A 24,991-nucleotide genomic window follows, 5' to 3' on the forward strand; every position below is an offset into this window, starting at 1 on the left:
CCGGGCCGTGAGGCCGGTCACCCCCATGCATCGTCACGCACACAACTCTCGCCGACAACCATCCTGGACTGTGCCCATCCGCGGCATTGCCCAGTTGGCAACCCAGATGTTCGCAGGACTGGCGGCTGAACGGGGCCGCTGGCCGCTTTGGCTGCCGGTCGGCTTCGCCGCGGGCATCTGTCTCTACTTCATGCTGCCCGAGGAGCCGCCATTCTGGTCGGGGGCAATGGCGGTTCTGGCGCTTCTGCTGGCTACAGTTGTGTGCGGGGCGGAATTCCGGGTTCTGCCGGTGGCCTGTCTGTCCCTGGCGATTGGCTTTCTGGCGGCACAGGCCAGAACGGCAATGGTGGCGACACCGGTTCTGCAGGCCGACCTCGACCGGGTTCATGTGACCGGCACCGTCACGTCGGTGGAGCAGTTGGATGGAGGGATGCGTGTCATCCTGTCCGCGACCATGGTCAGTGGACTCGAGACCGAGGGGACGCCGGCGCGGATCAGGCTGCGGTTCCGCAGTCTGGACCGTATTCCACAGCCGGGTATGCGCATCCGGGTCCTGGCCTCGCTACAGGCTCCGTCGGGGCCAGTGGAGCCCGGCGCCTTCGATTTCCGCCGGCATGCCTTCTTCCAGTCCATCGGTGCGGTCGGCTTTGCCTATCGCCGCTGGGAGTTGATGCCGGCGCTCACCCCGAACCTCTGGGAGCGTGTCAACACGGGGTTCGAGGGGGCTCGGCAGTTCATCGCCGACCGGGTGCAACTCAGGCTGGACGGCGCGTCGGCGGGCGTGGCGACGGCCCTGCTGACGGGGGAGGTGACGGCCATCCCGGAAGCGGATCTGGAGGCCATGCGCCTGTCCGGCCTTCAGCATCTTCTCTCCATCTCCGGCCTGCATGTGGGGCTGGTCGCGGGGCTTGTCTTCTTCACGCTGCGGGCACTGCTGGCCCTGGTCCCGCCCATCGCCCTGCATTTCCCCATCAAGAAATGGGCAGCCCTTGCCGCGATGGCGGCCATTCTCTCCTACATGGCCCTTGTCGGTGCGCCGGTGCCGACGCAGCGTTCGGTTATCATGACCGGGCTGATGCTCACGGCCATTCTGGTTGACCGCAGCCCGTTCTCCTTGCGCATCATCATGCTGGCGGCGGCCGTGGTGTTGCTGCTTCAGCCGGAGGCCCTGCTCGGCCCCAGCTTCCAGATGTCCTTTGGCGCCGTCACCGCCCTGATCGGCACCTATGATGCGCTGGCACCCCGCCTGTCCGCCTGGAAGGCGGAGGCCGGTCCGGTCCGGCGTGGTACCCTTTATGTGCTCGGGCTGGTGCTGACGTCCCTGGTGGCGGGAACGGCGACCATGCCGTTCGCACTCTATCATTTCCAGCAGGTGGCCAATTACGGCGTGCTGGCCAATCTCGTCGCCGTTCCGGTGACGTCATTCTGGATCATGCCCTGGGGGCTTCTGGTCTATGGGCTGATGCCGTTCGGACTGGAGGGCTGGGCCGTGTCCGCCATGGGCATGGGGGCGGATGTCATTCTGACCACCGCCAGGTTCGTTGCCGGTCTGGCAGGGGCGTCGCTCCAGGTGCCGGCGGCACCGGCGTGGACCCTGGCGGCCGTCAGTCTCGGTGGACTCTGGCTGCTGCTGTGGTCGGGGCCGATCCGCTGGCTGGGTCTATCGGGTGTCATCCTCTTCACCGGGGCCTTGTTCTGGCCGGACCTGCCCCATATCCGGGTGGATGCCGAGGGGCGTGTCATCGCCGTCCGCGCCGCGGATGGGCGTTTGCTGGTCTCGACGCGGCGGGCCGGTCGTTTCGACAGCGATGAATGGCAGCAACGGGACGGGCTGGCCGGAAAGCCGCTGGTCTGGTCCAAGACGGGGTCCCGGGATGGTGTTGTCCGATGCGGTGAGGGGGCATGCCTGTATCGGCCGCCGGACACCCCTTTGACAGTGCTTCTTCAGTCGAAGCCGGGCCGTCCGGAACGCTGTCCCGCTGTCGATCTGGTCATCGCTCTGCGTGGGGCCATGCCGTGTCCGGCCAGCACCGTGATAACAGCGGACGACCTCGCCGCGCGCGGCGCGCATTCGCTGTTCCTGCGCGGACAGGATCTGGTCGTGAAAACGACACGGCCGCACCCGGGGGCACGGCCGTGGAGCTAGTCAGGACAGTTTACGGGGCAGCAGCCCGGACTCAGTGGTAGCGCCGCATCAGCCCGACCAGTTTGCCCTGGACCTTGACCCGGTCGGACCCGAACACCCGTGTCTCATAGCTGGCGTTGGCGGGCTCCAGGGCGATGGAATTGCCCTTACGGCGCAGCCGCTTCAGGGTCACTTCCCCCTCATCGACCAGGGCGACGACGATGGTGCCGCTTTCCGCTGTCTCGCACCGCTGGATGATGACCGTGTCTCCATCCAGGATGCCGGCCTCCACCATGCTGTCGCCGGCCACTTCCAGGGCGTAATGCTCGCCATTCCCAAGCATGGTTGCCGGAATATCGATGGTGGTGGACTGGTCCCGCATGGCTTCGATCGGCAGGCCCGCGGCAATCCGGCCGTACAGGGGCAGGGCGACCGACTCCGCCTCGGGCTTGGCTTCCCGTCCGGCCAGCGATGCGCGGAAATCACCCCGGATGACATTGGGGCGGAACTTTGCGGGGCTGGTATCCCCGGCCTTGGGGACGGGCGTCGTCTGTTCCGGCAGACGGGTGACCTCAAGGGCGCGGGCGCGGTGGGGTAGGCGGCGGATGAACCCCCGCTCCTCCAACCCCGTGATCAGCCGGTGGATGCCGGACTTCGACTTCAGGCCCAGCGCATCCTTCATCTCGTCGAACGACGGCGACACCCCCCCTTCCTTCAGGCGGCGGTCGATGAACAGCAGCAGTTCCTGTTGTTTGCGAGTCAGCATGATGCCCCCGGATATCGCGCCCTGACTGTTCCAGACCGCAAGATATGGAACAATACCGGAACGTCAAGCTCATGTTCTAGTTTGGTTCATGAAACGTGTCAATGCCGCCTTTCAGCCGCAGCATCAACGATCAGGCGGTGTGGATCTGTCAGATCCCGTCCAGCGGCATCACGTCCACCGGCCCGCCGGCCGGCAGTGCAGGAGCCAGCGGCGGGCGGATGATCAGCCCGTCCGCCCGGACCAGACCGGTCAGCATGCCGCTGTCCTGCCGCGCAATGGGGCGGGCCTGCAAATGCCCGTCGGCGCCGGGGGCCAGGGTGGCGCGCAGATAATCCTCGCGCGCGTCGTTGGCGGGCAGATCCACGGCGGCGGCGGCGGCGATCCGTCTGTCCGTCACGGGCAGGCCGAGCAGGGTCTGGATCAACGGACGCAGGAACAGCAGCGCGCAGACCAGGGATGAGACGGGATTGCCGGGGAGGCCGAGCACGGGCATGTCGCCCAGATGCCCGAACATCAAGGGCTTTCCCGGCCGCATGGCGATCTTCCAGAAGGCGAGGTGCAGCCCGCGCGCCTGCAGCGCGGTGCGGACCAGATCATGGTCGCCGACGGAGGCGCCGCCGCTGGTCACCAGCAGGTCACAGCCACGGGCCGCGTCAAGGTGGGTGGCCAGCGCCGCCGCATCGTCCGGAGCGATACCCAGATCGACCGGTTCTCCACCAAGGCGGTGGATCAGCGCCGCCAGGGCCAGACTGTTGGAACTGATGATCTGGCCGGGGGCCGGCGCCGTGCCCGGCATGACGAGTTCGTCACCGGTCGCCAGGACGGCGATGCGCGGGCGCCGGCGGACCATCAGCCACGGCACATTCATGGCTGCGGCCAGGGCGATGTCGCGGACGCCGATCCGGGTTCCGGCAGTCAGTCCCACATGGCCGGCCGTGAAATCCTGCCCGGCAGGCCGCACCCAGCGTCCCGGTCCGCTTCCCTCCCGGACGAGAACGCGATCCCCCTGATCGGTGCAGTTCTCCTGGATCACGACGGTATCGGCGCCGGCCGGGAGCGCGGCGCCGGTGAAGATGCGCACGGCCTCGCCGGGGCCGACCGTGCCGGCAAAGGGATGCCCGGCAGGCGCTGTGCCGACGCGCCGCAACGTTGCCGGCAGCACCGTCAGATCCGCCGTGCGCACGGCCCAGCCGTCCATGGCCGAAACGGCCATCGGCGGGTGGGTCAGGCGGGCAAGCACGTCTTCCGCCAGAATGCGGTCAAGAGCAGCCGGCAGCGCCACCTGCTCGGCGGTCACCGGCTGGACGCCGGCAAGGATGCGGGCGCGGGCCTCAGCGACTGGCAGCATCGGCGTCCGGCGCCTCATAGGTGCCGCTCTTGCCGCCAGCCTTGTAGGCCAGATGGATGCCGCCGATGCCCATCCCCTTATCCACGGCCTTGCACATGTCGTAGATGGTGAGCGCGGCTACGCTGACCGCAGTCAGCGCCTCCATCTCCACGCCGGTACGCCCCTTCAGCTTGACCGTGGCTTCGATATCCACGGCATTGGCCTCGGGCACCAGGGTGAAGTCCACGGCGACCTTGGACAGCAGCAGGGGATGGCAGAGCGGGATGAGGTCCCAGGTCTTCTTGGCCGCCATGATGCCGGCCAACCGGGCCACGGACAGGACATCGCCCTTGGCCATGCGGCCGTCGCGGATCAGGGCCAGGGTGTCCGGCTGCATGGTCACGCGGCCGCGCGCGGTTGCCACCCGTTCCGTCTCCGCCTTCGGGGAGACATCGACCATGGTGGCGTTGCCCTGGGCATCGAAATGGGTGAGGGGGCCAGTCTCGGTATCGGTCATGGATCAGGCCGCGGCGTTGGACGGAGTCGACAGCAGGCTGCGGGTGGCAGCGGTGACATCCGGCTTCGCCATCAGCGATTCCCCGATCAGGAACCGGCGGGCGCCGGCTGCGGCCAACCGGGCGAGATCGGCGGGCGTATGGATGCCGCTCTCGGCCACCAGCACCCGGTCCGGCGGCACCATGGCCGCCAGCTGTTCCGTGGTGGCCAGATCGATGGACAGGGTCTTGAGATTGCGGTTGTTCACCCCCAGCAGGCCGCCCGGCAGCCTCAGGGCACGCTCCATCTCCGCCGCATCATGGACCTCGACCAGAACGTCCATGCCCAGGCCGGTGGCGGTGTCGTAGAGCTCCCGCGCCTGTCCGTCCTCCAGACAGGCCATGATCAGCAGGATGCAGTCGGCGCCGAGCGCGCGGCTTTCGACGATCTGATAGGGATCGAGCATGAAATCCTTGCGCAGGGCCGGCAGATCCACCGCCCCGCGGGCCGCCTGCAGGAAGGCATCATCACCCTGGAAATAGGGGATGTCGGTCAGGACCGACAGGCAGCTGGCCCCACCGGCCCGATAGGCACGGGCCAGGGCCGGCGGATCGAAATCCGCCCGGATCAGGCCCTTGGACGGGCTGGCCTTCTTGATCTCGGCGATCAGGCCCCATCGTCCGGCCGACACTGCCCGGTCCAGGGCGGCGGCGAAGCCCCGCGGCGGTTCCGCCGCCTTCGCCGCCTGATCCAGCGCAGCCAGGGGGTGGATCGTCTTGCGTCGCGCCACATGCTCCCGCTTGTCGGCGCAGATGCGGGCCAGGACGTCGGTCATGCTGCTTCCGTGGCAGAGGTGAGCTGGACCAGACGGTCCAGGGCGCGGGCGGCCGCGCCTTGATCAATGGACAGGGCGGCGCGGGCCAGCCCGGCCGGAAGATCGTCCACAGCGCCGGCAACGACCAGCGCCGCCGCGGCGTTGAGCAGGACGATATCGCGGTAGGGGCCGCGGGCCCCGCCCAGGACGGCACGCAAAGCCTCGGCATTGGCCTGGGGATCGCCACCGCGCAGATCATCCAGCCCGACCCGCGTCAACCCCACGGCCTCGGGGGTGATCTCGAAATCGCGGACCGCACCGTCGCGCAGTTCGGAGACGAAGGTCGGCCCGGTCGTGGTGATCTCATCCAGCCCGTCGGATCCATGGACGACCCAGGCGCGTTCCGACCCCAGACGGCCGAGCACCTGGGCGATCGGCCCGGTCCACCGGCGGTCGAACACCCCCATCAGTTGCCGCTTGGCCCCGGCCGGATTGAGCAGTGGCCCCATCAGGTTGAAGATGGTGCGCGTTCCCAGTTCCACCCGCGTCGGCCCCACATTGCGCATGGCCATGTGATGGCGTGGCGCCATCAGGAAGGCGATGTTGGCCTCCCGCAGCGCCTGTTCGATCCGGGGAAAGTCCGCATCCAGGTTCAGACCCAGCGCACCCAGCACGTCGGCGGCGCCGGACTTGGAGCTGACGGCCCGGTTGCCATGCTTGGCCACCGGCACGCCGCAACCGGCGACGACGAAGGCGACGGCGGTCGAGATGTTGTAGGTGCCGGCGGAATCACCGCCGGTGCCGCAGGTGTCGATGGTGCCCGCCGGCGCCTGGATGCGGATGGCCTTGGCCCGCATGGTGCGGGCGGCCCCGGTGATTTCGTCCACCGTCTCTCCGCGCACCCGCAGCGCCATCAGGAAGCCGCCCATCTGCGCCGGGGTGGCGTTGCCGGACATGATGATGTCGAAGGCCGTCCGCGCCTCGTCCTCGCTGAGGCTGGCACCGCCGGCCACCTTGGACAGCAGGCCCTTGAAGGTCCCCATATCTGCCGTGCTGGACATGGAGGTGCCTTCAGGCGGCGGCCGCGGGTGCGCCGCGGCCGAGCGAACCCAGGAAATTGCCGAGGATGGTGTGGCCATGCTCGGAGGCGATGCTCTCGGGATGGAACTGCACGCCATGGATCGGCAGATCGCGATGGGACAGGGCCATGATCATGCCGTCCTCCAGCGCAGCCGTCACCTCCAGGCAGGCGGGCAGGCTTTCCCGCTCCACGATCAGGCTGTGATACCGCGTGGCGCGGAAGGGGCTGGGCAGGCCGCGCATCAGCCCCTTGCCCTGGTGGATGACAGGGCTGACCTTGCCATGCATGGGTTCCGGCGCCCGGACGACCTTGCCGCCGAAAGCCTGACCGATGGCCTGATGGCCCAGGCAGACGCCCAGCAGCGGAATGCGCTCCCGCGCCGCCGCCTCGATGGTGGACAGACAGATGCCGGCCTTGTCCGGATCGCAGGGGCCGGGGGAGAGCACGATGCCTTCCGGCTTCAGGGCCAGGGCCTCGTCAACCGTCAGCGCATCGTTGCGGCGGACCTCGACCTTCGCCCCCAGTTCGCCCAGGTAATGCACCAGGTTCCAGGTGAAACTATCGTAATTGTCGATCAGCAGCAGCATGGGACATGATCCGGAATCAGCGAGCGGGTACCGTACAGGCAGGTGGTGGCGAATTCCAGCCTGTCCAGGGATGGGCCGCGGGCGACTGGGGTGACGCGGATATGGCCGATCCGCCGGTGCCATTGGGCGATGCGGCCAAAGAACGGGAACGGCGAGCACCATGAAGATCGGCGAGGCGGCGAAGCGGTCCGGCGTGCCGGCCAAGACCATCCGCTATTACGAGGATATCGGCCTGCTGCCGGCGGCGGACCGGCGGGGCAACGGTTACCGCGACTACGGCCCGCGGGAGGTCGAGACGCTCCGCTTCATCAGCCGGGCCCGTGGTCTCGGCTTCTCCGTCAAGGAAGTGGCGGATCTCATCGCCCTGTGGCATGACCGCGACCGGGCCGCAGCCGATGTGCGTGCCCTGGCCCAGCGGCATCTGGTGGAGATCGACCAGCGTCTGGCGGAGTTGCAGCAGTTGCGTTCCACACTGACCCGCTTGATCGACCAGTGTCACGGCGGCGCCCATCCGGATTGTCCTATTCTCGATACCCTGTCCGCGCCACATCCCTGCAACCATTGAGCACGTCATGGCTGAACGTTCCGCCCCTGGCCGATCGAAACGGCGCGCGCCTGCCCGCGCCGCAAAAACGCGTCAGCGGGCGCGGGCCCCGGGACGCTCTCTGCTGCCCGTTCTTGGCCTTCTGGCCTTCGTCGTTGTGGCCGGTCTGGCGGCAATGTTCGCCAACGGGGATGATGACGGGCCGGCCTCCTACACGGCGGTCGAGGCTGCAGACGATTCGGCGCCGGATGAGATGACCGCCGATGAGGCGGCAACGGCGGCGGATGACGGCTCGGGGACCGACCTGCCGGAAGAGGATGCGGCCGGATTGGCACCGCCACCCGCCCGCCCATCGTTGCCTTCGGGTGCCGAGCCGGTGCGGCGGCCGGACGGTACGGAAGCCGCCGCCCCGCCCGCACCGGGGGCGCGGGCAACCCAGTCGGCCTTGCTGCCGCCCCCGCCACTGCACCCGCCACTGCCGCCATCGCCGCCCGCTCCTTCCGGCATGGCGGCGTGGCGGCGGAATGCTGTCCCCGCACCGGCGGCCGACGGCCGGCCGCGCATCGTCATCGTCATCGACGATATGGGGGTGGACCGGAAGCGCAGCGACCGTGCCGTGGCCCTGACCGGACCGCTGACCCTTTCCTGGTTGCCCTATGCCCACGATCTGAAGGCCCAGGCCACCGCTGCACGGCAGCGCGGACATGAGTTGATCGTCCATGTTCCGATGGAGCCCGCCGGCAAAGCCGACCCTGGCCCCGATGCGATGCTGACGCGTCTGCCCGCGGAGGCTCTGCGGGCACGGCTGGCGAAGAATCTCTCCGCCTTCGACGGCTTCGTCGGCATCAACAACCATATGGGCAGCCGTTTCACGGCCGACCGGGCCGGCATGGCCATCGTGTTGTCGGAACTGGCGGGACGGGGACTGCTCTTCCTCGACAGCCGGACGACGGCGGACACCCGGGGGCCGGAACTGGCGGCCCATTACAGGGTGCCGCTGGCCCAGCGCGATGTGTTCCTCGATCACGACATGTCGCCGGCGGCCGTGCAGGCCGCTCTGGCCAAGGTCGAATCCATTGCCCGGCACAAGGGGCTGGCCATCGCCATCGGCCATCCCCATGATGCGACGCTGGCGGCCCTGTCCGCGTGGCTGCCGGAGCTGGCGGCCAAGGGGTTCCAACTGGTGCCGCTCAGCGCCGTGGTTCAGTCCCACGGCCCGGCATCGTGAGGCCGGCGTCCTGATACCGGATGCCGCACGATCAGCCCCGGGCGGGCACCATCGCGCCAGCCGCGTGGTAGGCTGGCCTGACCGAGATAGAGCGGAGTTTGTTCCAATGACTGTGACCTACCGTGTGGACGGCATGAGCTGCCAGGGGTGTGCCAACGCCGTATCCCGCGCCATCGAGACCCGTTTCCCCGGGGTCCGGGCCCTGGTCGATCTCGCTGCCGGCACCGTGTCCGTGCAGGGGCAGGCCGGCAGCGAGGATATCCGCACCGCGGTGGAAGAGGCGGGCTACGATTTCAGGGGCGTGGCCTGACCGTCACTTCAGCTCCACGGCATAGCGGTCCAGGGTCAGCACGGACTTGATCAGGCCGTGCTGCTTCAGGAAGGCGGCGAAGCGGTCATAGCGCCGGCTATCGAGTGCCGCCGGGGCGTGGGCGAAGCGCGGCAGCGTATCATACCAGGCCGCCTTGTTCAGGGGCGTATCCAGGTCTTTGCGTCCCTTGATGAACAGTTGCCATGCCTCGTCCGGGTGGTTCACCAGATAGAGTGTGCCGCGCTCGACCGCATCCAGGAAACGGCCCAGCTTCGGATCGCCGAGACGATCCCTGCTGGCGACGAAGATCAGCTCGTCATAGGGCGGAACCCCTTCCTCCTCGGGGAAGAAGGCGCGGCCGGGGCGTTTTTCCTGCGCCATCTGGTTCATCTCGAAATTGCGGTAGCCGCCGATGGTGGCGTCCACCTGGCCGGACAGCAGGGCCGGCGACAGCGAGAAATTGACGTTGACCAGTTCGACATCGGTCAGCTTCAGCCCGTGCCGGCTCAGCATGGTGCCGAGGATGACATCCTCGAAGCCACCGACGGAGAAGCCGACCTTCTTGCCTTTCAGATCGGCGATGCTCTTGACCGGGCTGTCGGCGGCGACGATCAGGCTGGTCAGCGGCGTGTCGATCAGGGTGCCGAAGCGCACCAGCGGCAGGCCTGCCTCCACCTGCAGCGGTAGCTGCGGCTGGTAGCTGACGGCGATGTCACCCTTGCCGGCCGCCACCAGCCGCGGGGGATCGTTGGGATCGGCCGGGGCGATCAACTCCACCTCAAGCCCGGCCTCGCGGAAAAAGCCCTTCTCCAGCGCCACATAGAGCGGACCGTGGTCTGGATTGACGAACCAGTCCAGCAGCACGGTCAGCTTGTCCTGGGCTGCCGCCGGCAGGGCGGTCAGCATCAGCGCCGCGGCCACGGTTGCGCCGCGCAGCAATCGGGTCAGCGGGTGTTTCGGTGTCATCTGGGGCGTCATCGGTGGCGTCTCTCTCCGGCGGAAAGGCTGTCGGGCTGCCAGGGAAGGGCGTGGCGCAGGATCTGGTCGACCAGGGTCCACAGCCCCATGGCCATCAGGGCCAGCACGGCCAGGGCGGCGAAGGTCAGATCGGTCTGCATGCGGGCGTTGGCGTGCAGCATCAGATAGCCGAGGCCGGCGGAGGCGCCCACCCATTCGCCGATCACGGCGCCGATGGGAGCGACGGCGGCGGCCACGCGGACGCCCGAGGCGAAGGCGGGCAGGGCGGCGGGCAGACGGATCCGCAGCAACAGCCGCAGCGGGCTGGCGCCCATGGTGCGGGCAAGATCGAGCCAGCCGGGTTCGGTGCGCCGCAGCCCGTCATAGAAGGCGGCTGTGACCGGGAAGAAGATCACCAGGGTCGACATGGCGATCTTCGATGCCAGCCCGTAGCCCAGCCACAGCACCAGGATCGGGGCGATGGCGAAAACGGGGATGGCCTGGCTCACCACCAGCAGCGGCAGCAGCCAGCGCCGGGCCAGGGCCGAGGCCGCCAGCACCAGGGCGGCCAGGCTGCCCATCAGCGTGCCCAGCACCAGCCCCAGCAGGATTTCCAGCAACGTCCAGCGCCCATGCTCCCACAGCAGCGGCGCATCGGACCACAGCCGCAGCGCCACCCGCTCCGGCGGTGGCAACAGGAAGGGCGGCAGCCCGGTCAGCCAGACCAGCCCCTGCCAGACCAGGACCAGCCCTGCCAGGGTGATCAGGGCGCGCAGGGCCGTCATGATCCCACCTCCGCTGCCGCCAGCCGGGCCAGCAATTGCCCCTGCAGGGCCAGCAGCCCGGGATCGTCCACGGCCCGCGGTGCCGGGCCGGGCGGCAGCAACGGCGGGGACAGCCGCACCGGCCGCCCCGACAGCACCAGCACCCGGTCGCTGAGACGCAGCGCCTCCAGCGGGTCGTGCGTCACCAGCAGCACGGTCCGTCCGGCCAGCAGTTCGGCCGCCAGATCCTGCAGACGCAGCCGGGTGATGGCATCCACGGCGGAGAAGGGTTCATCCATCAGCACCAGCGGCCGGTCCTCGTACAGGGTCCGGGCCAGGGCGACCCGCTGGCGCATCCCGCCCGACAGGGCGGCAGGGCGGGCCGTCGCCTCATCGGCCAGGCCGACGCGCTGCAACAGCCGGCTGGCCCGTGCCATGCCGGCGGCGTCGGTGCGTGTGCCCCGCAACCTGTCGCCCAGGGTGACGTTGTCGCGCACGCTGAGCCAGGGCAGCAGCAGGTCCTGCTGCCCCATCCAGGCGATGCGGCCGGCCAGGGGTGTGCTGTCGCCGGCCGCCATGGTCGTCGGCGGTTCCGGTTGGACAAGCCCGGCCACCATCCGCAGCACGGTGGTCTTGCCGACGCCGCTGGGGCCGAGCAGGGAGATCCATTGTCCTGAGGGCAGATCGAGATCCAGCCCGTCGAACAGCCGCACGCCGCCATAGGTCAGCCGGGCGGAACGCAGATGGACGGAGGGTGGGGCGGTCCCCTGAGACATGGATCACTGTCCCTACGCCGGTATCAACCGGATCAGGTTCCAGGGGTCGTCCCGCACGGGACCTCTCAGCCGACCATCGGCTCCCCCCAGTGAGAAGGTCGCGTTATCGCAAAGGCTTGGGGCCGGCGCAAGCCGGCACGGATGCGGGACGCCCTTCGGCTTCTGGGACATTGACCGCCGTTTCCGGTCGGGATTACCAGTGGGTTATGAAACCCAGCGACGCCATCCTCGCCCCGTCCCCGGCGGTGCCGCGTTCCGCGGCGGCGGCTGTGCCGTGCTCCACGGCGGCGCGGGCGCCCCTGTTCCTGGGCGGCGAGATCTACCGGCATTCCAGCTATGGGCGCAAACACCCGCTGTCGATCCCGCGGGTCAGCGCCGCCACCGATCTGGCCCGTGCCATGGGGTGGCTGACTGATGCCGCGTATCGCGACAGCCCCCTGGCCACGGTGGAACAGCTGGCCCGGTTCCACGATCCTGATTATATCGCGGCGGTTGCCGGGGCCGAGGCGGCGCAGCGGGTCGATCCGGAAACCGTGCTGCGCTTCAACATCGGCAAGCTGGAAAATCCGGTCTTCCCGGAAATGTACCGGCGGCCGGCGACGGCGGCCGGGGCCGCAGTTCTGGCGGCCGATCTGGTCCGCGATGGCGGGATCGTCTACAGCCCGGCCAGCGGCACCCATCATGCCCGGCCCGGTCGGGCCAGCGGCTTCTGCTTCTTCAATGCGCCGGTGCTGGGCATCCTGGCCCTGCTGGATCAGGGGCTGGAGCGCATCCTCTATGTCGATCTCGACGCCCATCACGGCGACGGGGTGCAGGATGCCTTCCAGCATGACGCGCGGGTGCTGACCATCTCCATCCATGAGGCCGGGCGCTGGCCCTTCACCGGGCGGGTCGAGGACCGCGCCGGTGGCATGGCCCGCAACCTGCCGGTGCCGGCGGGATTCAACGACAGTGAGCTGGCCTTCCTGCTGGAGACGGTGGTGCTGCCGCTGGCGGACGGATTCCGGCCGCAGGCGGTGATGGTCCAGAGCGGGGCCGATGCCCTGGCCGATGATCCGTTGAGCCGTCTCAGCCTCTCCAACCGCGCCCTGTGGCATGCGGTCGGGGTGCTGGCCGGGCTGGCCCCGCGCACCCTGATCGTGGGCGGGGGCGGCTACAATCCCTGGTCGGTGGCCCGCTGCTGGGCCGGGATCTGGGCCGTGCTGACCGGGCGGGACCCCGCCGTGGCGCCGACCGGTGCGGCGGAGTCGGTGCTGCGGGCCTTGCGCTGGGACCACCGCGAGGGCCGCAATCCCCCCGAACACTGGTTCACCACCCTGGCCGACGCGCCCAATACCGGGCCTGTGCGGGACGAGGTGCGCCGGCTGGCCGCCCTGGCCCGGTGAGGCCGTTTACTCCCCCTGCCATTTGGGCTACCGCTATTCCCATGCGCACGCTGCACCGGCTGATCGCCCCCGTCTTCGCCCTGTTCTGCCTGCTGCTGGCCGCCGGTCCGGTGACCGCCGCCGGGCTGCAGACGGACACCCTGACCGTGGAAACCGCCAGCGGGGCCAAGCACCGCTTCACCGTCGAGCTGGCCCTGACGCTGGACCAGCAGGCGCGCGGCCTGATGTTCCGGGAAAAGCTGGAGGACGACCGCGGCATGCTGTTCCTCTACGATGTGCCGCAGCCGCTCAGCTTCTGGATGAAGAACACCCTGATTCCGCTGGACATCATCTATATCGCTGGCGACGGGCATATCCTCAACATCCGGCACGGCAAGCCCCACGACCTGACCCAGCTCACCTCCGAGGGGGACGCCCTGGCCGTGCTCGAACTCAATGGCGGTCTGGCCGCCCGGTTGGGCATCCGCCCGGGGGATGTGGTCCGTCATCCGGCCTTCGGGCTGAAACGCGACAAGCCGTGAGGGCGTGGCCGCGGCGCTGCATCTGAGCGCGCGCCGGGACAGAAAGGCCGCGTCCTGCTAGACTGGGCAGCATGGTTCTGCCCACCGCGCCTCTGCCGCCGCGTCCGGCGCCCGTCTCCCCACCGGCGAACCGGCCGACCGTGGCCGGGGTGAAGCCGGTCGGCGACCGCCAGCCGGACGATCCGGGCCGCCGGCGCCCGCTGCGCCGTCGTCTGCTCGATCTGTTGATGGACGAGGTCGGGACCCTGTCGGAACTGCCGCTGGAGAGCCGCGACCGCATCCGCCGCAATCTCGAGGCATTCGCCCGCCAGCATCCCGGGCCGGGTGACGATGCGCGGGACGGGATACAGGACGGGACGCAGGACGGGACGGGTGCCGCCGTCCCCATCAGCGACCCCGTGGCCGTGGCCGCGCCGGAGCATCCGGCCCTGAGCGACGAAGAACGGGCGCAGAACCGGCTGCTGGCGGCCGATCTGCGGCGGGTGCTGGCCCTGCACACGCTGACGGCCCAGAAGATCGCCAGCTATATCCACATGCTCCAGGCCACGCATCCCGACACGCACGCGCTGGAGATCGAGGTCTGAAGCCGGGCCGCTGCCAGGGCATGGGGCCGGTCATTGCGGATCATAATGTCACCGGCACAACAAACGCATTCCGCCGGACGCGAGCGGGCCTGTACCGTCCGGCTCCGCCGGTGCCCGCCACCGATCCCGTTGCCGGACCCCCGTCCATGTCGACAAACCTGCTTCTCTATGCCGCCGCCGTCCTGATCTGGGGTTCCACCTGGTTCGCCATCACCTTCCAGCTGGGGGTGGTCGATCCGGCGGTGTCGATCGCCTATCGCTTCGCCCTGGCCGGCGGGCTGCTGATGGGGTGGCTGGCGCTGCGGCGGGAAAGGCTGCTGCCGCCGCGCCACGCCTGGCCGATGATCGCCGTCACCGGCCTGTTCACCTTCTGTCTGAACTATCTGCTGGTCTACAAGGCCACGGGCCTGCTGCCCTCCGGCCTGGTCGCCGTGGCCGGGTCGGTGCTGAGCCTGATGAATGTGCTGAATGCCCGGCTGTTCCTGGGCCAGCCGATCCGGCCGGCGGTGCTGATCGGCGGCTGCATCGGCGTGCTGGGGGTGCTGCTGCTGTTCAGCCCGGAGATCGACGCCCATGGCATCGGCGGCGGCGCCCTGCTGGGGTTCGGGCTGATGATGCTGGGAAACTATGCCTCGTCCCTGGGCAACATGGCCGTGGCCCGCGCCCGCAAGGCCGAGGTGCCGCTGTTCGTGGCCACGGCCTGGGGCATGCTGGGCGGTGCCGCCCTGACCGCGCTGATCGCCGCGGTCCGTGGCGCCAGTTTCGGCTTCGAGCCGACGGCCGGCTATCTGCTGTCGCTGCTCTATCTGGCCCTGTTCGGGTCCGTGGCCGCCTTCCTCAGCTATTTCACCCTGCTGGGCCGCATCGGTGCCGACCGGGCCGGCTATGTGGCGGTCATGACGCCCATCGTGGCCCTGATCATCTCCACCCTGTTCGAGGGCTATGTCTGGACGCTCGTCTCCGCCCTGGGGCTGCTGCTGGCCGTGGGCGGCAATCTGCTGATCATGGCGCCGCCGCGCTGGTTTGGCCGCCAGGCCCCGGCCGGACAAGGGTAAATCCGGTTTTTACCGGGATGGACGCATAGTTTTCCCAGCCGCAGGGGAGACACGGAACAATGCGCATCGATCCGGCGACGGTCCTGGCCGCAGCCACGGGCCTGACAGCGGGCAATGCCGACACGCCGATGCCGGCGCGGGAGCAGGCGACCGCGTCCGACGCGGCCTTCACCGCCGACAGGCCGGTGGATATGGACACGGCGACCGCCAATCTGGTGCTGGAGCGGTTGCGCCAGGCCGCGGACAAGGCGCGCACCAGCCACCGCGATATCCTGGCGGCCGAGCTGCGCCGGACCCTGGACACGGTCCAGGCCCTGCAACTGGCTGGCCCGCCACTTCAGATGGCCAGGACCGCCGCCCGCTACGCCAAGGACATCGCCGATCTGTCCTGGCATCTGGGGATTGCCGCCACCGCCCCCGGCGGGCGCGGTGCGGCCGACGCGGCCATCATCGCCGCCACGGCGGAGGATGCCGTGCAGGGCAAGACACTGAAGGGCCTGCTGCGCGGGGCCCTGGGGCAGATCCGCGGTCTGCAGCAGGCGGTGGATGCCGCCGAACGACGCGATCACGCCCTGGCCGACCCCGTGGGGGCGGAGCTTCCGCAACTGGCCCTGGTGGTGCGCCAGCACGCCGCCCGCGCCGCCAAAGCCCTGGACCATGTCGGCATCCGTCTGCCCGACCGCGATATCGTCCTTTGAGAGGCGACGACCGTCACCTTAAGGCGACGCCAAGGTGACATCAGGTGACACCAACGCGACGTTAAGGTGACAAAGACGCGGCCGATGTCGCCTGTCAGAGGCTTGAATTTAAAGGAATAAAAACCTTAAAGTGACAAACGCAACCGGTTTTCGATGCATGTCGCCTTTGTCGCTTTAGTCTCTGATCTGCTTGATGTTCACCTGTCAAAGATCCGGCGCGTCCGCCAGGAACGCCGGGGTCAGTGAAGCATGAACTAGGTATTTCGTCCACGAAAACGGTGCGGGCGGGGCGGCCAACGGCTCCCGTGCCGACGCACCCAGTCACCAGAGCGGGGGCGTCGCGCGGAGCGGCCCCTGTCGCGCATCGCCGGATGCCGCGGACTGACGGGCGGGCGGCAAGGGGGGGCGCCAGCTTTCAAAGGGGTGGCGCGCGTTTGGGCGCACCCGCGTAAATCAGCGCGGATATACTCTGCATTTGAGGAAAATAATAAAATATACCTAAGTATATAGTGGCGCTATGGCCTGACTGATACTCTTCGCCGCATACATACGCGTAGCATTGACCTTCGTGCCCGCTCTCACGGAGGTTAAATCCGGTCGTCTGTTGAGAACGCAACTTTCTCTGCTGTGGGCGGAGATGGTGCCATCAGCGGAAACGCGACCGAATAGGGGAATGACCTGCGTATGACGCCTCCCGAGACAGGGCATGGTGGCGGTGGAGACGGCGTGCCCGTTGGGGGATGTGTGCCGCTGTCGATGAGCGTACATGCCGATCTTGGCTCATGCGGACGCACACGAGAGAATTGAGAAAATTCCATGATCGCAAATCTGAGGATCGTCGTCCGGATCTACATCCTGATCGCAATCGCGGCGCTCGGCATTGGCAGTGTGGCACTGATCTGTTCAAGCCAGATTAAAGAATCCCTGCTGAACGAGCGGGAAGAACAGACGCGGCGTCTGGTCGAGACGGCGCATTCCGTGATCGCCAGCTATGAGCAGAAGGCCAATACGGGGCAGATGTCGGTCGAGGAGGCGCAGAAGATGGCCCTCCAGACCATCACGGCCCTGCGGTATGACAAGGTGCAGTATTTCTGGGTCAATGATTGGGACGGAAAAATGCTGGCCCACGGGGCCAAGCAGGATCTGGTCGGGAAAACCCTGATCAACGAAACCGACGCCAAGGGCGTCAAGATTTATGTCGATTTCATCGATATAGCCAAGAACACGAACGGCAAGATCTATCAGTATTATTGGCCGAATGCCCAAGGCGAGGTCCTAGCCAAGATGTCCTATATCAAGGGCATCTCGTCCTGGCACTGGCTGGTGGGCAGCGGCGTGTTCCTCGACGATGTCAATGCCATGATCGCCAGCGTTGAGCGTACCATCGCCATCGCTTCCATACTGCTGCTGATCGCCGCCGCGGCCATCGCCACCTTCATCGGCCGCAGCATCTCCAAGCCGGTCCAGATCATCGACAGCGGCATGCGGGAGCTGGCCGCCGGCAACCTGTCGGCCACCCTTGGCCTGGGCACCCGCAAGGATGAGATCGGCAGCATGGCCCGCGCCTTTGACGATCTGCGGGAAGGGCTGAAGCGGGCGCGTGCCCTGGAGGCCGAACAACGGTCGGAGGCCGAGACACGGGCCGCGCGCGGCGAAAAGGTGGCGGGTCTGGTCCGCGACTTCGAGGGCGTGATCAAGACGGTTGTCGGCGGGCTGTCGTCGGCGGCCGCGAACCTGCAGACCAACGCGGCATCGATGTCGGCCTCGTCGCAGCAGACGCGCCAGCAGAGCACCGTTGTCGCCTCGGCGGCCGAGGAGGCGACGTCGAATGTGGAGGCCGTTGCCGGCGCCACGGAGGAGATGTCGGTCTCCAGCTCCGAGATCGGCGAGCAGGTCAACAAGGTCTCGTCCATGGCCGCCGCCGCCGTGGAGGAGGCCAACCGGACCGGCACGGCCGTTGACGGGCTGGCCCAGGCGGCACAGCGCATCGGCGATGTGGTGGCCCTGATCCAGCAGATCGCCAGCCAGACCAACCTGCTGGCGCTGAACGCGACCATCGAGGCGGCCCGCGCCGGCGAGGCCGGCAAGGGCTTCGCCGTCGTCGCCTCGGAGGTGAAGTCCCTGGCCAATCAGACGGCCAAGGCCACCGAGGAGATCTCGGGCCAGATTGCGGGCATCCAGTCGGCCACCGGATCGACGGTGACGGCCATCCGCGCCATCGGCACCTCGATCGATGACATCAGCTCGGTCGCGACCATGGTTGCCGCCGCCGTGCAGCAGCAGATCGCCGCCACCCACGAGATCTCCAACAATGTCCAGCAGGCGGCGCAGCGGACACAGGATATCTCCCGCAACATCGCCGGGGTGGCGCAGGCCGCCGACCAGACCGGCACTGCGGCCGGAGTGGTGCTGGATGCCTCGAACATCCTGGCCGACGAAGCCGGAAAGCTGCGGCACGAGGTCGACAGTTTCCTGGGGCAGCTGAACCGGGCCTGATCGCGCCGGCCGTTGACCCCGACCGGTCAACGGCCATCCCCGGGCACGGCCGCCGGCTGCCCCGGGCCGGTGCCGCGCGCGGTTTGACATCGCGGCGGTGATCCAGTATATCCCCCGCACTCCTGGGAAGGCGGGTGGCGGATGGTCCGGCGCCCCGTCCCCGGCTTTTGCCGTTTTCTGGCCGGTTTCCGGCCGGTCAGGCGGCGGAAGTGCCGCGGGAACTACCGGGACAACAACAGCCGCGCCATCGGGCGCGGTCCAGTGGAGCTGTTATGAGCAAGCGTCAGGAAGCCAAGTACAAAATTGACCGCCGTCTCGGCGTGAACCTGTGGGGCCGTGCCAAGTCCCCGGTCAACAAGCGCGAGTACGGCCCCGGCCAGCACGGCCAGCGCCGCAAGAAGCCGTCCGACTACGGCCTGCAGCTGATGGCCAAGCAGAAGCTGAAGGGCTACTACGGCAATATCGGCGAGAAGCAGTTCCGCAAGCTGTACCAGGAGGCCGTGCGCCGCAAGGGCGACTCCGGCGAGAACCTGATCCAGCTGCTGGAGCGCCGCCTGGACGCCGTGGTCTACCGCATGAAGTTCGCGCCGACCCCGTTCTCCGCGCGTCAGATCATCAATCACGGCCACATCCTGGTCAACGGCAAGCGCCTCAACGTCGCGTCCTATCAGGTGAAGGACAATGACGTGATCGAGGTCCGCTCCAAGGCCAAGAACTTCGCCCTCATCATGGAGTCCATCGTCTCCGGTGAGCGCGACGTGCCGGACTACCTGACCGTCGACACCGGCGCCTTCAAGGGCACGTTCCTGCGCACCCCGGCTCTGGCCGACGTGCCGTATCCGACCCAGATGGAACCGAACCTGGTCGTCGAGTTCTACTCGCGCTGAGGCACGGTCCTCCGTCGCTGCGGGCATCGGCCCGCGCGGTGGCAGGGACGACAAATCAGGGCCGCCCTTCGGGGCGGCCCTTTTTTGTCTATGCGGACGAGGAGGTGCGCGGTTGTGATCCGGCCCATGCGCCAGCCCCTCGACCTCCGCCCTTGACCTCATGGCCTTCGGCATGGAACCTGAATATTAATTCAAGTTCCGGGAGGGACCATGCTGCCGCGTTTTCTGCCCCGCCTGATGGCGGTCCTGCTGTCGCTTGTGTTCGGCGGGCCGGCCGCAGCGGCGTTCGAAAGTGACCGGATCAGTGTCGCCGTGCGCGGCACCGGGCCGGATGTGGTGCTGATCCCCGGCACCGCCTCCTCGCCGGAGGTGTGGGAGAGTACGGTGGCAGCCCTGCCGAGCTATCGCTATCACCTGGTGCATGTGGCCGGCTTCGCCGGCAAGCCGGCCGGGGCCAACAGCGCCAGCGGCCCCCTGCTGCAGCCGGTGGCGGACGAAATTGCACGCTATATCGGGGACGCCGGTCTGAAGCAGCCGGCCCTGGTGGGGCATTCCCTGGGCGGGACCCTGGCGCTGCTGGTGGCCAGCCGCCATCCAGAGGCCGCCGGCAAGGTGATGGTCGTGGACATGCTGCCGTTCCTGGGGCAGATGTTCGGCCCGCCCGGCACTACGGCCGAGAGCGTGGAGCCTGTGGCGGCCCAGCTGCGGGCCAGGACCGCCGCCAGCAGCGGCGAGGCGCGGCGCCAGATCGTGGAGGCCACCATGGCCACCATGGTGACCGCGCCGGAACAGCGTGCCGCACCCATCGCCCACACCCTGGCCACCGACCCGGCCCTGTCGGGACAGGCCCTGTACGAGCTGATCACCACCGACCTGCGACCGGCCCTGAAGAAAATGACGGTGCCGCTGACCGTGCTCTGGGTCCGGCCGCCGACCGTGCCACTGACACAGGAACAACTGGCGCTGATCTATGCCCAGGCCTATGCCGGCGCCCCCCAGGCCCGCATCAGGCACATCCCGAACAGCCTGCACTTCATCATGTTCGATGCACCGGATGCCTTCCGGTCTGAACTGAAGAGCTTTCTGGCCGGCGAATGAAGCAAGGGGATGTCCCGTTCGGCAGGCTGCTGATTGTTCTGATTTATGCAACAGGTATTGGTATTTTGTGGTGATTGTGCCGATTTATGGGTGGCCCTAGATTTGTCCCACGAGACAGGGCGACCGCAGATGCGCGGCGCCGCTCCCGGACCCCGAAAGGACCCTCTGCCATGAACAGCCTGATTGCCGCCAACGCCAAATACCTGCCCTTTGCCGGCCGCGTGCTGCTAGCCGCCATCTTTCTTTCTTCCGGCCTGTCGAAGCTGACGGGCTGGGACGGCAGCCTGGCCTATGTCGCCGCGGCCGGCCTGCCGCTGCCGCCGGCGCTGCTGCTGGCCGCTGCTATCGTGACCGAACTGGGGGGCGGTCTGGCCCTGGTGGCCGGCTTCCAGACACGGGCCGCGGCCCTGGTCCTGGCCGGCTTCTCCGTCGTGACCGCCGTGCTGTTCCACAATTACTGGGCCGTTGCCGACGCGCAGATGGCCACGGTGCAGTCCATCATGTTCTGGAAGAACCTGGCCATGGCCGGTGGCTTCCTGCAGGTGGCGGCCTTCGGTCCCGGCGCTGTGGCCCTGGACACGCTGAAGCGGCAGCGGCCGGCCCTGGCCTGAGCCCGGCCTCGCCGGACATGACTGGTCGACCAGGCCCAAACGCAACAGGCCGCGCCTCTTCGGCGCGGCCTGCTGTTTCAAGCGGGAGTGCGTCCCGGTCTCCGCCCCGTGGGGCATGGGGAAGGTACGGAGAGGGGGTTACGCAGCCTCGTTGAAGGCGATGCCCTTGTCCTTCAGCAGCGACTGCAGTTCGCCGGACTCGTACATGTCGCGCACGATGTCGCAACCACCGACGAACTCGCCCTTGACATAGAGCTGCGGAATGGTGGGCCAGTTGGCGAATTCCTTGATGCCCTGGCGCAGGGCCGGATCGACCAGGATGTCGATCCCCTTGAACTTGACGCCCATGTGGCTCAGGACCTGAACCACGGCGGCGGAGAAGCCGCACTGCGGGAACACCGGCGTGCCCTTCATGTACAGCACGACGTCATTGTCGCCGATGTCCTGCTGGATGCGATCGAAAACCGGATTGCTCATCTCATCTACCCTCTGGGCCCGGTCTTGGGACCGGCTGCCGGTTCATGTCTGAAGGTTAGGCGCAGCGGCCGGATGTGGCGATTGCCGCCTCGGCATGGCCGCTGCGCGGCGGCTCCGTGCAACAGATGGTGCGCCGACCGGGCCGGGAAAAGGAGGCGAACCACCTGCCCGGGCCGCGGCGGCGGCGCCCTCAGTCCTTCGGGGCCGCCGTGGTCAGGGCCAGGGCGTGCAGCTCGTTGCCCATGCGGCCCTTGAGGGCGGCATAGACCATCTGATGCTGCGCCACCCGGGTCTTGCCCTTGAAGGAGGGCGATTCCACGTAAGCCGCGTAATGATCGCCGTCGCCGCGCAGATCGTCGATGCGCACGATGGCATCGGGAATGCCATCCCGGATCAGCCGTTCGATCTCACCCGCATCCATGGCCATGGTCGTCTCCATTATCCCTTTATGGCTGCGCGTCCCGGTCGGCAGTGCCTCCCGGCTGGCATGGCGTACCTCAGTGGGCGGTGCCGGCCATATAGGACGGCAGCCAGCCTTCGTTGGCCCCGCGCAGCGCTGCCACAGGTATGGCGCCACCGGGCAGGCCCGTCAACGCATCGCCGCCGACCGTGCCCAGCTTCGACACCGGCACGCCGGCCGCCGCGGCGCGGGCGCCGACCTCGGCCGCCTTGTCCGCCGGGACCGCCAGGACATAGCGGGCCTGATCCTCGCCGAACAGGGTCCCGGCATCGGCATCGGCCAGCACCGGCAGATCGGCGCCGATGCCGCCGGCCATGGCCATCTCGGCCAGGGCCACGGCCAGACCGCCGTCCGACACGTCATGGCTGGCGCTTACCAGCCCATCGGCGATCAGGGCGCGCACCAGCTCGGCCGTGCGCCGCTCCAGGGCCAGATCCACCGGCGGCGTCGGGCCGTCCTCGCGGCCCAGGATCTCGCGCAGATACAGGCTCTGGCCCAGATGGCCCGCGGTCTCGCCCAGCAGCAGCAGGACATCCCCGGCATTGCGCAGGGCCAGGCCGACGGCTTTCATGCCGTCCGCCAGCAGGCCGACGCCGCCCACGGTCGGGGTCGGCAGGATGCCCTCGCCGTTGGTCTCGTTGTAGAGCGAGACATTGCCCGAGACGACGGGATAGTCCAGGACGCGGCAGGCCTCGGCCATGCCTTCGACGCAGGCGGCGAACTGGCCCATGATCCGCGGCTTTTCGGGATTGCCGAAGTTCATGTTGTCGGTGATGGCCAGCGGCGTGGCGCCGACGGCGCTGATGTTGCGGTAGCTTTCGGCCACCGCCTGCATGCCGCCGCGGTAGGGATCGGCATGGCAGTAGCGCGGAGTCACGTCGGAGCTGAGGGCCAGACCCTTCTGCGTGCCATGCACGCGGACCACGGCCGCATCGGCCTGACCGGAGAGGAAGCGGGTGTCCGCTCCCACCTGGCTGTCATACTGCTCCCAGATCCAGCGCTTGCTGGCCAAGTCGGGGCAGGCGATCAGCCTGGTCAGCACGGCGCCGGCGCTCTGCTTCAGCGCGCGTAGCTCCGGCTCCAGCGCAGCCGGGGCCGGGGTCGGCTCGGTCGGGCGGGTGTAGAGCGGGGCGGCGTCGAACAGCGGGGCCAGGGCGAGATCGCAATAGGTCTCGCCGTCCATCTTCAGCACGAAGCGGCCGGTATCGGTCAGATGGCCGATGACGGCGAAATCCAGCTCCCACTTTTCCATGATGGAGCGGGCCAGATCCTCGCTGCCGGGCTTCAGGATGATGAGCATGCGCTCCTGGGACTCGGAGAGCATGATCTCATAGGGGGTCATGTTCAGCTCGCGCTGCGGCACCTTCTCCAGGTGCAGCTCGATGCCCAGGCCGCCCTTGCCGGCCATTTCCACCGAGGAGGAGGTGAGGCCGGCGGCGCCCATGTCCTGGATGGACTGGATGGCGTCGGTCGCCATCAGTTCCAGGCAGGCCTCGATCAGCAGCTTTTCGGTGAAGGGGTCGCCCACCTGCACCGTGGGGCGCTTGGCCTCGCTGTCCTCGGTGAACTCGGCCGAGGACATGGTGGCGCCGTGGATGCCGTCACGGCCGGTTTTCGACCCGACATAGACCACCGGATTACCGACGCCGGCGGCCTTCGAATAGAAGATCTTGTCCTGCTGGGCCACGCCCACGGTCATGGCATTGACCAGGCAGTTGCCGTTGTAGGCCTTGTGGAAATTGGTCTCGCCGCCGACCGTGGGCACGCCGACGCAATTGCCGTAATGGCCGATGCCGGCGACGACGCCGGCCACCAGCGACCGCGTCTTGGGATGGGACGGCTCGCCGAAGCGCAGGGCGTTGAGGTTGGCCACGGGACGTGCGCCCATGGTGAAAACATCGCGCAGGATGCCGCCGACGCCGGTTGCAGCCCCCTGGAACGGCTCGATGTAGGAGGGGTGGTTGTGGCTCTCCATCTTGAAGATGGCGGCCTGGCCGTCACCGATGTCAATGACGCCGGCATTCTCACCCGGCCCGCAGATGACCCAGGGGGCCTCGGTCGGGAACTTGCGCAGCCAGATCTTGGAGGATTTGTAGGAGCAGTGCTCCGACCACATCACGGAGTAGATGCCCAGCTCGGTGAAGGTCGGGGTGCGTCCGACGATCTCCAGCAGGCGCTTGTACTCGTCGGCCTTGATGCCGTGTTCGGCGGCCAGCGCTTCCGTGACCGCGGGCTCGTTCCAGCGCTTGCTCGTCACGACAGGGTCTCCAGCAGGCTATCGAAGAAGGCGCGGCCATCGGTGTTGCCGTGCAGCGGGTCGAAGGCGCGTTCCGGGTGGGGCATCATGCCCAGCACGGTGCGGGTCTCGTTGAAGATGCCGGCGATGTTGCGGCTGGCCCCGTTGGGGTTGCCCTCGGCATCGACGGCGCCAGCGGCGGTGACATAGCGGAAGGCCACGCGGCCCTCGCCCTCCAGCCGGTCCAGCGTGGCGGCATCGGCAACGAAGTTGCCCTCGCCATGGCCGACGGGGATGCGGATGATCTGGCCCGCCCCATACTTGCCGGTGAAGGCGCTGTTGGTCGATTCCACCCGCAGATCAACGGTCTTGCAGATGTATTTCAGGGTCTTGTTGCGGATCAGCGCGCCCGGCAGCAGGCCCGCCTCCGTCAGGATCTGGAAGCCGTTGCAGATACCCATGACCCGGACACCCCGGGCCGCACGCTCTTTCACCACCCGCATGATCGGGCTGTGGGCGGCCATGGCGCCGCAGCGCAGATAGTCGCCATAGGAGAAGCCGCCGGGGACGGCGATGACGTCCACCTCCGGCAGGTCCGTATCCTTGTGGAAGGCCATGTGGGGCTTCTTGCCCGACACGCGCTCCAGCGCCACCGCCATGTCGCGGTCGCAGTTGGAGCCGGGAAAGACGATGACGGCGGACTTCATCC

Annotated in this window: 26 protein-coding genes and 1 riboswitch; of the genes, 13 read left to right on the top strand and 13 right to left on the bottom strand. The window is 68.1% G+C overall.

Going from position 1 to position 24,991, the window contains the following annotated elements; genetic code table 11:
* Positions 1 to 106 precede the first annotated feature (106 nt).
* On the top strand, positions 107 to 2,146 hold the full coding sequence (locus DK368_RS00120; protein WP_162305802.1) for a ComEC/Rec2 family competence protein: 2,040 nt from the start codon (positions 107 to 109) through the stop codon (positions 2,144 to 2,146).
* A gap of 31 nt (positions 2,147 to 2,177) precedes the next feature.
* Here the strand turns inward: DK368_RS00120 and lexA are convergent, their stop codons facing one another.
* The 6 genes from lexA to DK368_RS00150 all read right to left on the bottom strand — a co-directional run bounded on the left by lexA (position 2,178) and on the right by DK368_RS00150 (position 7,195).
* Positions 2,178 to 2,891 (bottom strand): transcriptional repressor LexA, encoded by a 714-nt coding sequence (gene lexA, locus DK368_RS00125; protein WP_114391530.1) that lies wholly within the window; start codon positions 2,889 to 2,891, stop codon positions 2,178 to 2,180.
* A gap of 148 nt (positions 2,892 to 3,039) precedes the next feature.
* The gene (locus DK368_RS00130) at positions 3,040 to 4,239 is read right to left on the bottom strand and encodes a molybdopterin molybdotransferase MoeA (RefSeq protein ID WP_114391531.1); all 1,200 of its coding nucleotides are present in this window, start codon (positions 4,237 to 4,239) and stop codon (positions 3,040 to 3,042) included.
* A complete protein-coding gene (moaC, locus tag DK368_RS00135; RefSeq protein ID WP_114391532.1) occupies positions 4,223 to 4,735 on the bottom strand; it encodes a cyclic pyranopterin monophosphate synthase MoaC in 513 nt (170 codons plus the stop codon). The genes DK368_RS00130 and moaC overlap by 17 nt, the downstream gene beginning before the upstream one ends.
* Before the next feature lie 3 nt (positions 4,736 to 4,738).
* Positions 4,739 to 5,548 carry an indole-3-glycerol phosphate synthase TrpC gene (gene trpC / locus DK368_RS00140; protein WP_114391533.1) on the bottom strand — a complete coding sequence of 270 codons (810 nt, stop codon included), beginning with the start codon at positions 5,546 to 5,548 and terminating at the stop codon, positions 4,739 to 4,741.
* Positions 5,545 to 6,588, bottom strand: a complete 1,044-nt coding sequence (trpD, locus tag DK368_RS00145) for an anthranilate phosphoribosyltransferase (protein ID WP_240002268.1) — start codon at positions 6,586 to 6,588, stop codon at positions 5,545 to 5,547. Before trpD ends, trpC begins: the two co-directional genes overlap by 4 nt.
* 10 nt (positions 6,589 to 6,598) lie before the next feature.
* The gene (locus tag DK368_RS00150) at positions 6,599 to 7,195 is read right to left on the bottom strand and encodes an anthranilate synthase component II (RefSeq protein ID WP_114391534.1); all 597 of its coding nucleotides are present in this window, start codon (positions 7,193 to 7,195) and stop codon (positions 6,599 to 6,601) included.
* A gap of 160 nt (positions 7,196 to 7,355) precedes the next feature.
* Between DK368_RS00150 and cueR the strand changes: the two genes are divergently transcribed.
* From cueR to DK368_RS00165, 3 genes are all read left to right on the top strand, one after another.
* Positions 7,356 to 7,760 carry a Cu(I)-responsive transcriptional regulator gene (cueR, locus tag DK368_RS00155; RefSeq protein ID WP_114391535.1) on the top strand — a complete coding sequence of 135 codons (405 nt, stop codon included), beginning with the start codon at positions 7,356 to 7,358 and terminating at the stop codon, positions 7,758 to 7,760.
* A 232-nt stretch (positions 7,761 to 7,992) separates the two neighbouring features.
* Positions 7,993 to 8,967, top strand: coding sequence for a divergent polysaccharide deacetylase family protein (locus DK368_RS00160; protein ID WP_240002269.1), 975 nt, complete (start codon positions 7,993 to 7,995; stop codon positions 8,965 to 8,967).
* A gap of 106 nt (positions 8,968 to 9,073) precedes the next feature.
* A complete protein-coding gene (locus DK368_RS00165) occupies positions 9,074 to 9,277 on the top strand; it encodes a heavy-metal-associated domain-containing protein (protein ID WP_114391537.1) in 204 nt (67 codons plus the stop codon).
* Between the two features lie 3 nt (positions 9,278 to 9,280).
* Here DK368_RS00165 and DK368_RS00170 read toward each other — a convergent pair whose 3' ends face one another.
* From DK368_RS00170 to DK368_RS00180, 3 genes are all read right to left on the bottom strand, one after another.
* Positions 9,281 to 10,243 (bottom strand): ABC transporter substrate-binding protein, encoded by a 963-nt coding sequence (locus DK368_RS00170; protein ID WP_240002270.1) that lies wholly within the window; start codon positions 10,241 to 10,243, stop codon positions 9,281 to 9,283.
* An 8-nt stretch (positions 10,244 to 10,251) separates the two neighbouring features.
* Positions 10,252 to 11,019, bottom strand: a complete 768-nt coding sequence (locus DK368_RS00175; RefSeq protein WP_114391539.1) for an ABC transporter permease — start codon at positions 11,017 to 11,019, stop codon at positions 10,252 to 10,254.
* A complete protein-coding gene (locus DK368_RS00180; RefSeq protein ID WP_114391540.1) occupies positions 11,016 to 11,774 on the bottom strand; it encodes an ABC transporter ATP-binding protein in 759 nt (252 codons plus the stop codon). Before DK368_RS00180 ends, DK368_RS00175 begins: the two co-directional genes overlap by 4 nt.
* Positions 11,767 to 11,871: riboswitch (TPP riboswitch) on the bottom strand. Its footprint overlaps the gene before it by 8 nt.
* Before the next feature lie 109 nt (positions 11,872 to 11,980).
* Between DK368_RS00180 and DK368_RS00185 the strand changes: the two genes are divergently transcribed.
* The 9 genes from DK368_RS00185 (at position 11,981) to DK368_RS00225 (ending at position 21,109) form a co-directional block, all read left to right on the top strand.
* Positions 11,981 to 13,159 (top strand): acetoin utilization protein AcuC, encoded by a 1,179-nt coding sequence (locus tag DK368_RS00185; protein WP_114391541.1) that lies wholly within the window; start codon positions 11,981 to 11,983, stop codon positions 13,157 to 13,159.
* A 41-nt stretch (positions 13,160 to 13,200) separates the two neighbouring features.
* Positions 13,201 to 13,680: a DUF192 domain-containing protein gene (locus DK368_RS00190; RefSeq protein ID WP_114391542.1), complete on the top strand. Its 480-nt coding sequence runs from the start codon at positions 13,201 to 13,203 to the stop codon at positions 13,678 to 13,680.
* Between the two features lie 71 nt (positions 13,681 to 13,751).
* Entirely contained in the window at positions 13,752 to 14,264 is a 513-nt protein-coding gene (locus DK368_RS00195) for a hypothetical protein (RefSeq protein WP_114391543.1), read from the top strand.
* A gap of 146 nt (positions 14,265 to 14,410) precedes the next feature.
* Positions 14,411 to 15,319, top strand: a complete 909-nt coding sequence (locus DK368_RS00200) for a DMT family transporter (protein ID WP_193552229.1) — start codon at positions 14,411 to 14,413, stop codon at positions 15,317 to 15,319.
* A 59-nt stretch (positions 15,320 to 15,378) separates the two neighbouring features.
* Positions 15,379 to 16,017 (top strand): hypothetical protein, encoded by a 639-nt coding sequence (locus DK368_RS00205; RefSeq protein WP_114391545.1) that lies wholly within the window; start codon positions 15,379 to 15,381, stop codon positions 16,015 to 16,017.
* Positions 16,018 to 16,833: 816 nt separating this feature from the next.
* The gene (locus DK368_RS00210) at positions 16,834 to 18,513 is read left to right on the top strand and encodes a methyl-accepting chemotaxis protein (RefSeq protein WP_114391546.1); all 1,680 of its coding nucleotides are present in this window, start codon (positions 16,834 to 16,836) and stop codon (positions 18,511 to 18,513) included.
* A 272-nt stretch (positions 18,514 to 18,785) separates the two neighbouring features.
* Positions 18,786 to 19,400: a 30S ribosomal protein S4 gene (gene rpsD, locus DK368_RS00215; RefSeq protein WP_114391547.1), complete on the top strand. Its 615-nt coding sequence runs from the start codon at positions 18,786 to 18,788 to the stop codon at positions 19,398 to 19,400.
* A gap of 210 nt (positions 19,401 to 19,610) precedes the next feature.
* Positions 19,611 to 20,498 carry an alpha/beta fold hydrolase gene (locus DK368_RS00220; RefSeq protein ID WP_114391548.1) on the top strand — a complete coding sequence of 296 codons (888 nt, stop codon included), beginning with the start codon at positions 19,611 to 19,613 and terminating at the stop codon, positions 20,496 to 20,498.
* A 170-nt stretch (positions 20,499 to 20,668) separates the two neighbouring features.
* On the top strand, positions 20,669 to 21,109 hold the full coding sequence (locus tag DK368_RS00225; protein WP_114391549.1) for a DoxX family protein: 441 nt from the start codon (positions 20,669 to 20,671) through the stop codon (positions 21,107 to 21,109).
* Positions 21,110 to 21,247: 138 nt separating this feature from the next.
* Here the strand turns inward: DK368_RS00225 and grxD are convergent, their stop codons facing one another.
* From grxD to purQ, 4 genes are all read right to left on the bottom strand, one after another.
* Positions 21,248 to 21,586, bottom strand: a complete 339-nt coding sequence (gene grxD, locus DK368_RS00230; RefSeq protein ID WP_114391550.1) for a Grx4 family monothiol glutaredoxin — start codon at positions 21,584 to 21,586, stop codon at positions 21,248 to 21,250.
* Between the two features lie 190 nt (positions 21,587 to 21,776).
* Positions 21,777 to 22,013, bottom strand: a complete 237-nt coding sequence (locus tag DK368_RS00235; protein ID WP_114392055.1) for a BolA family protein — start codon at positions 22,011 to 22,013, stop codon at positions 21,777 to 21,779.
* 70 nt (positions 22,014 to 22,083) lie between these two features.
* Positions 22,084 to 24,303: a phosphoribosylformylglycinamidine synthase subunit PurL gene (gene purL, locus DK368_RS00240; RefSeq protein WP_114391551.1), complete on the bottom strand. Its 2,220-nt coding sequence runs from the start codon at positions 24,301 to 24,303 to the stop codon at positions 22,084 to 22,086.
* Positions 24,300 to 24,989 (bottom strand): phosphoribosylformylglycinamidine synthase subunit PurQ, encoded by a 690-nt coding sequence (gene purQ / locus DK368_RS00245; RefSeq protein ID WP_114391552.1) that lies wholly within the window; start codon positions 24,987 to 24,989, stop codon positions 24,300 to 24,302. The genes purL and purQ overlap by 4 nt, the downstream gene beginning before the upstream one ends.
* Positions 24,990 to 24,991 lie beyond the last annotated feature (2 nt).

This window comes from Oleisolibacter albus (assembly GCF_003336875.1).
Lineage (GTDB): Bacteria > Pseudomonadota > Alphaproteobacteria > Azospirillales > Azospirillaceae > Niveispirillum > Niveispirillum album.

Bases quoted from the DNA above. Each gene is read 5' to 3' on its own strand.
- DK368_RS00120 (WP_162305802.1), top strand. From the start codon at position 107: ATGTTCGCAGGACTGGCGGCTGAACGGGGCCGCTGGCCGCTTTGGCTG.
- lexA (WP_114391530.1), bottom strand. From the start codon at position 2,891: ATGCTGACTCGCAAACAACAGGAACTGCTGCTGTTCATCGACCGCCGC.
- DK368_RS00130 (WP_114391531.1), bottom strand. From the start codon at position 4,239: ATGCTGCCAGTCGCTGAGGCCCGCGCCCGCATCCTTGCCGGCGTCCAG.
- moaC (WP_114391532.1), bottom strand. From the start codon at position 4,735: ATGACCGATACCGAGACTGGCCCCCTCACCCATTTCGATGCCCAGGGC.
- trpC (WP_114391533.1), bottom strand. From the start codon at position 5,548: ATGACCGACGTCCTGGCCCGCATCTGCGCCGACAAGCGGGAGCATGTG.
- trpD (WP_240002268.1), bottom strand. From the start codon at position 6,588: ATGTCCAGCACGGCAGATATGGGGACCTTCAAGGGCCTGCTGTCCAAG.
- DK368_RS00150 (WP_114391534.1), bottom strand. From the start codon at position 7,195: ATGCTGCTGCTGATCGACAATTACGATAGTTTCACCTGGAACCTGGTG.
- cueR (WP_114391535.1), top strand. From the start codon at position 7,356: ATGAAGATCGGCGAGGCGGCGAAGCGGTCCGGCGTGCCGGCCAAGACC.
- DK368_RS00160 (WP_240002269.1), top strand. From the start codon at position 7,993: ATGACCGCCGATGAGGCGGCAACGGCGGCGGATGACGGCTCGGGGACC.
- DK368_RS00165 (WP_114391537.1), top strand. From the start codon at position 9,074: ATGACTGTGACCTACCGTGTGGACGGCATGAGCTGCCAGGGGTGTGCC.
- DK368_RS00170 (WP_240002270.1), bottom strand. From the start codon at position 10,243: ATGACACCGAAACACCCGCTGACCCGATTGCTGCGCGGCGCAACCGTG.
- DK368_RS00175 (WP_114391539.1), bottom strand. From the start codon at position 11,019: ATGACGGCCCTGCGCGCCCTGATCACCCTGGCAGGGCTGGTCCTGGTC.
- DK368_RS00180 (WP_114391540.1), bottom strand. From the start codon at position 11,774: ATGTCTCAGGGGACCGCCCCACCCTCCGTCCATCTGCGTTCCGCCCGG.
- DK368_RS00185 (WP_114391541.1), top strand. From the start codon at position 11,981: ATGAAACCCAGCGACGCCATCCTCGCCCCGTCCCCGGCGGTGCCGCGT.
- DK368_RS00190 (WP_114391542.1), top strand. From the start codon at position 13,201: ATGCGCACGCTGCACCGGCTGATCGCCCCCGTCTTCGCCCTGTTCTGC.
- DK368_RS00195 (WP_114391543.1), top strand. From the start codon at position 13,752: ATGGTTCTGCCCACCGCGCCTCTGCCGCCGCGTCCGGCGCCCGTCTCC.
- DK368_RS00200 (WP_193552229.1), top strand. From the start codon at position 14,411: ATGTCGACAAACCTGCTTCTCTATGCCGCCGCCGTCCTGATCTGGGGT.
- DK368_RS00205 (WP_114391545.1), top strand. From the start codon at position 15,379: ATGCGCATCGATCCGGCGACGGTCCTGGCCGCAGCCACGGGCCTGACA.
- DK368_RS00210 (WP_114391546.1), top strand. From the start codon at position 16,834: ATGATCGCAAATCTGAGGATCGTCGTCCGGATCTACATCCTGATCGCA.
- rpsD (WP_114391547.1), top strand. From the start codon at position 18,786: ATGAGCAAGCGTCAGGAAGCCAAGTACAAAATTGACCGCCGTCTCGGC.
- DK368_RS00220 (WP_114391548.1), top strand. From the start codon at position 19,611: ATGCTGCCGCGTTTTCTGCCCCGCCTGATGGCGGTCCTGCTGTCGCTT.
- DK368_RS00225 (WP_114391549.1), top strand. From the start codon at position 20,669: ATGAACAGCCTGATTGCCGCCAACGCCAAATACCTGCCCTTTGCCGGC.
- grxD (WP_114391550.1), bottom strand. From the start codon at position 21,586: ATGAGCAATCCGGTTTTCGATCGCATCCAGCAGGACATCGGCGACAAT.
- DK368_RS00235 (WP_114392055.1), bottom strand. From the start codon at position 22,013: ATGGCCATGGATGCGGGTGAGATCGAACGGCTGATCCGGGATGGCATT.
- purQ (WP_114391552.1), bottom strand. From the start codon at position 24,989: ATGAAGTCCGCCGTCATCGTCTTTCCCGGCTCCAACTGCGACCGCGAC.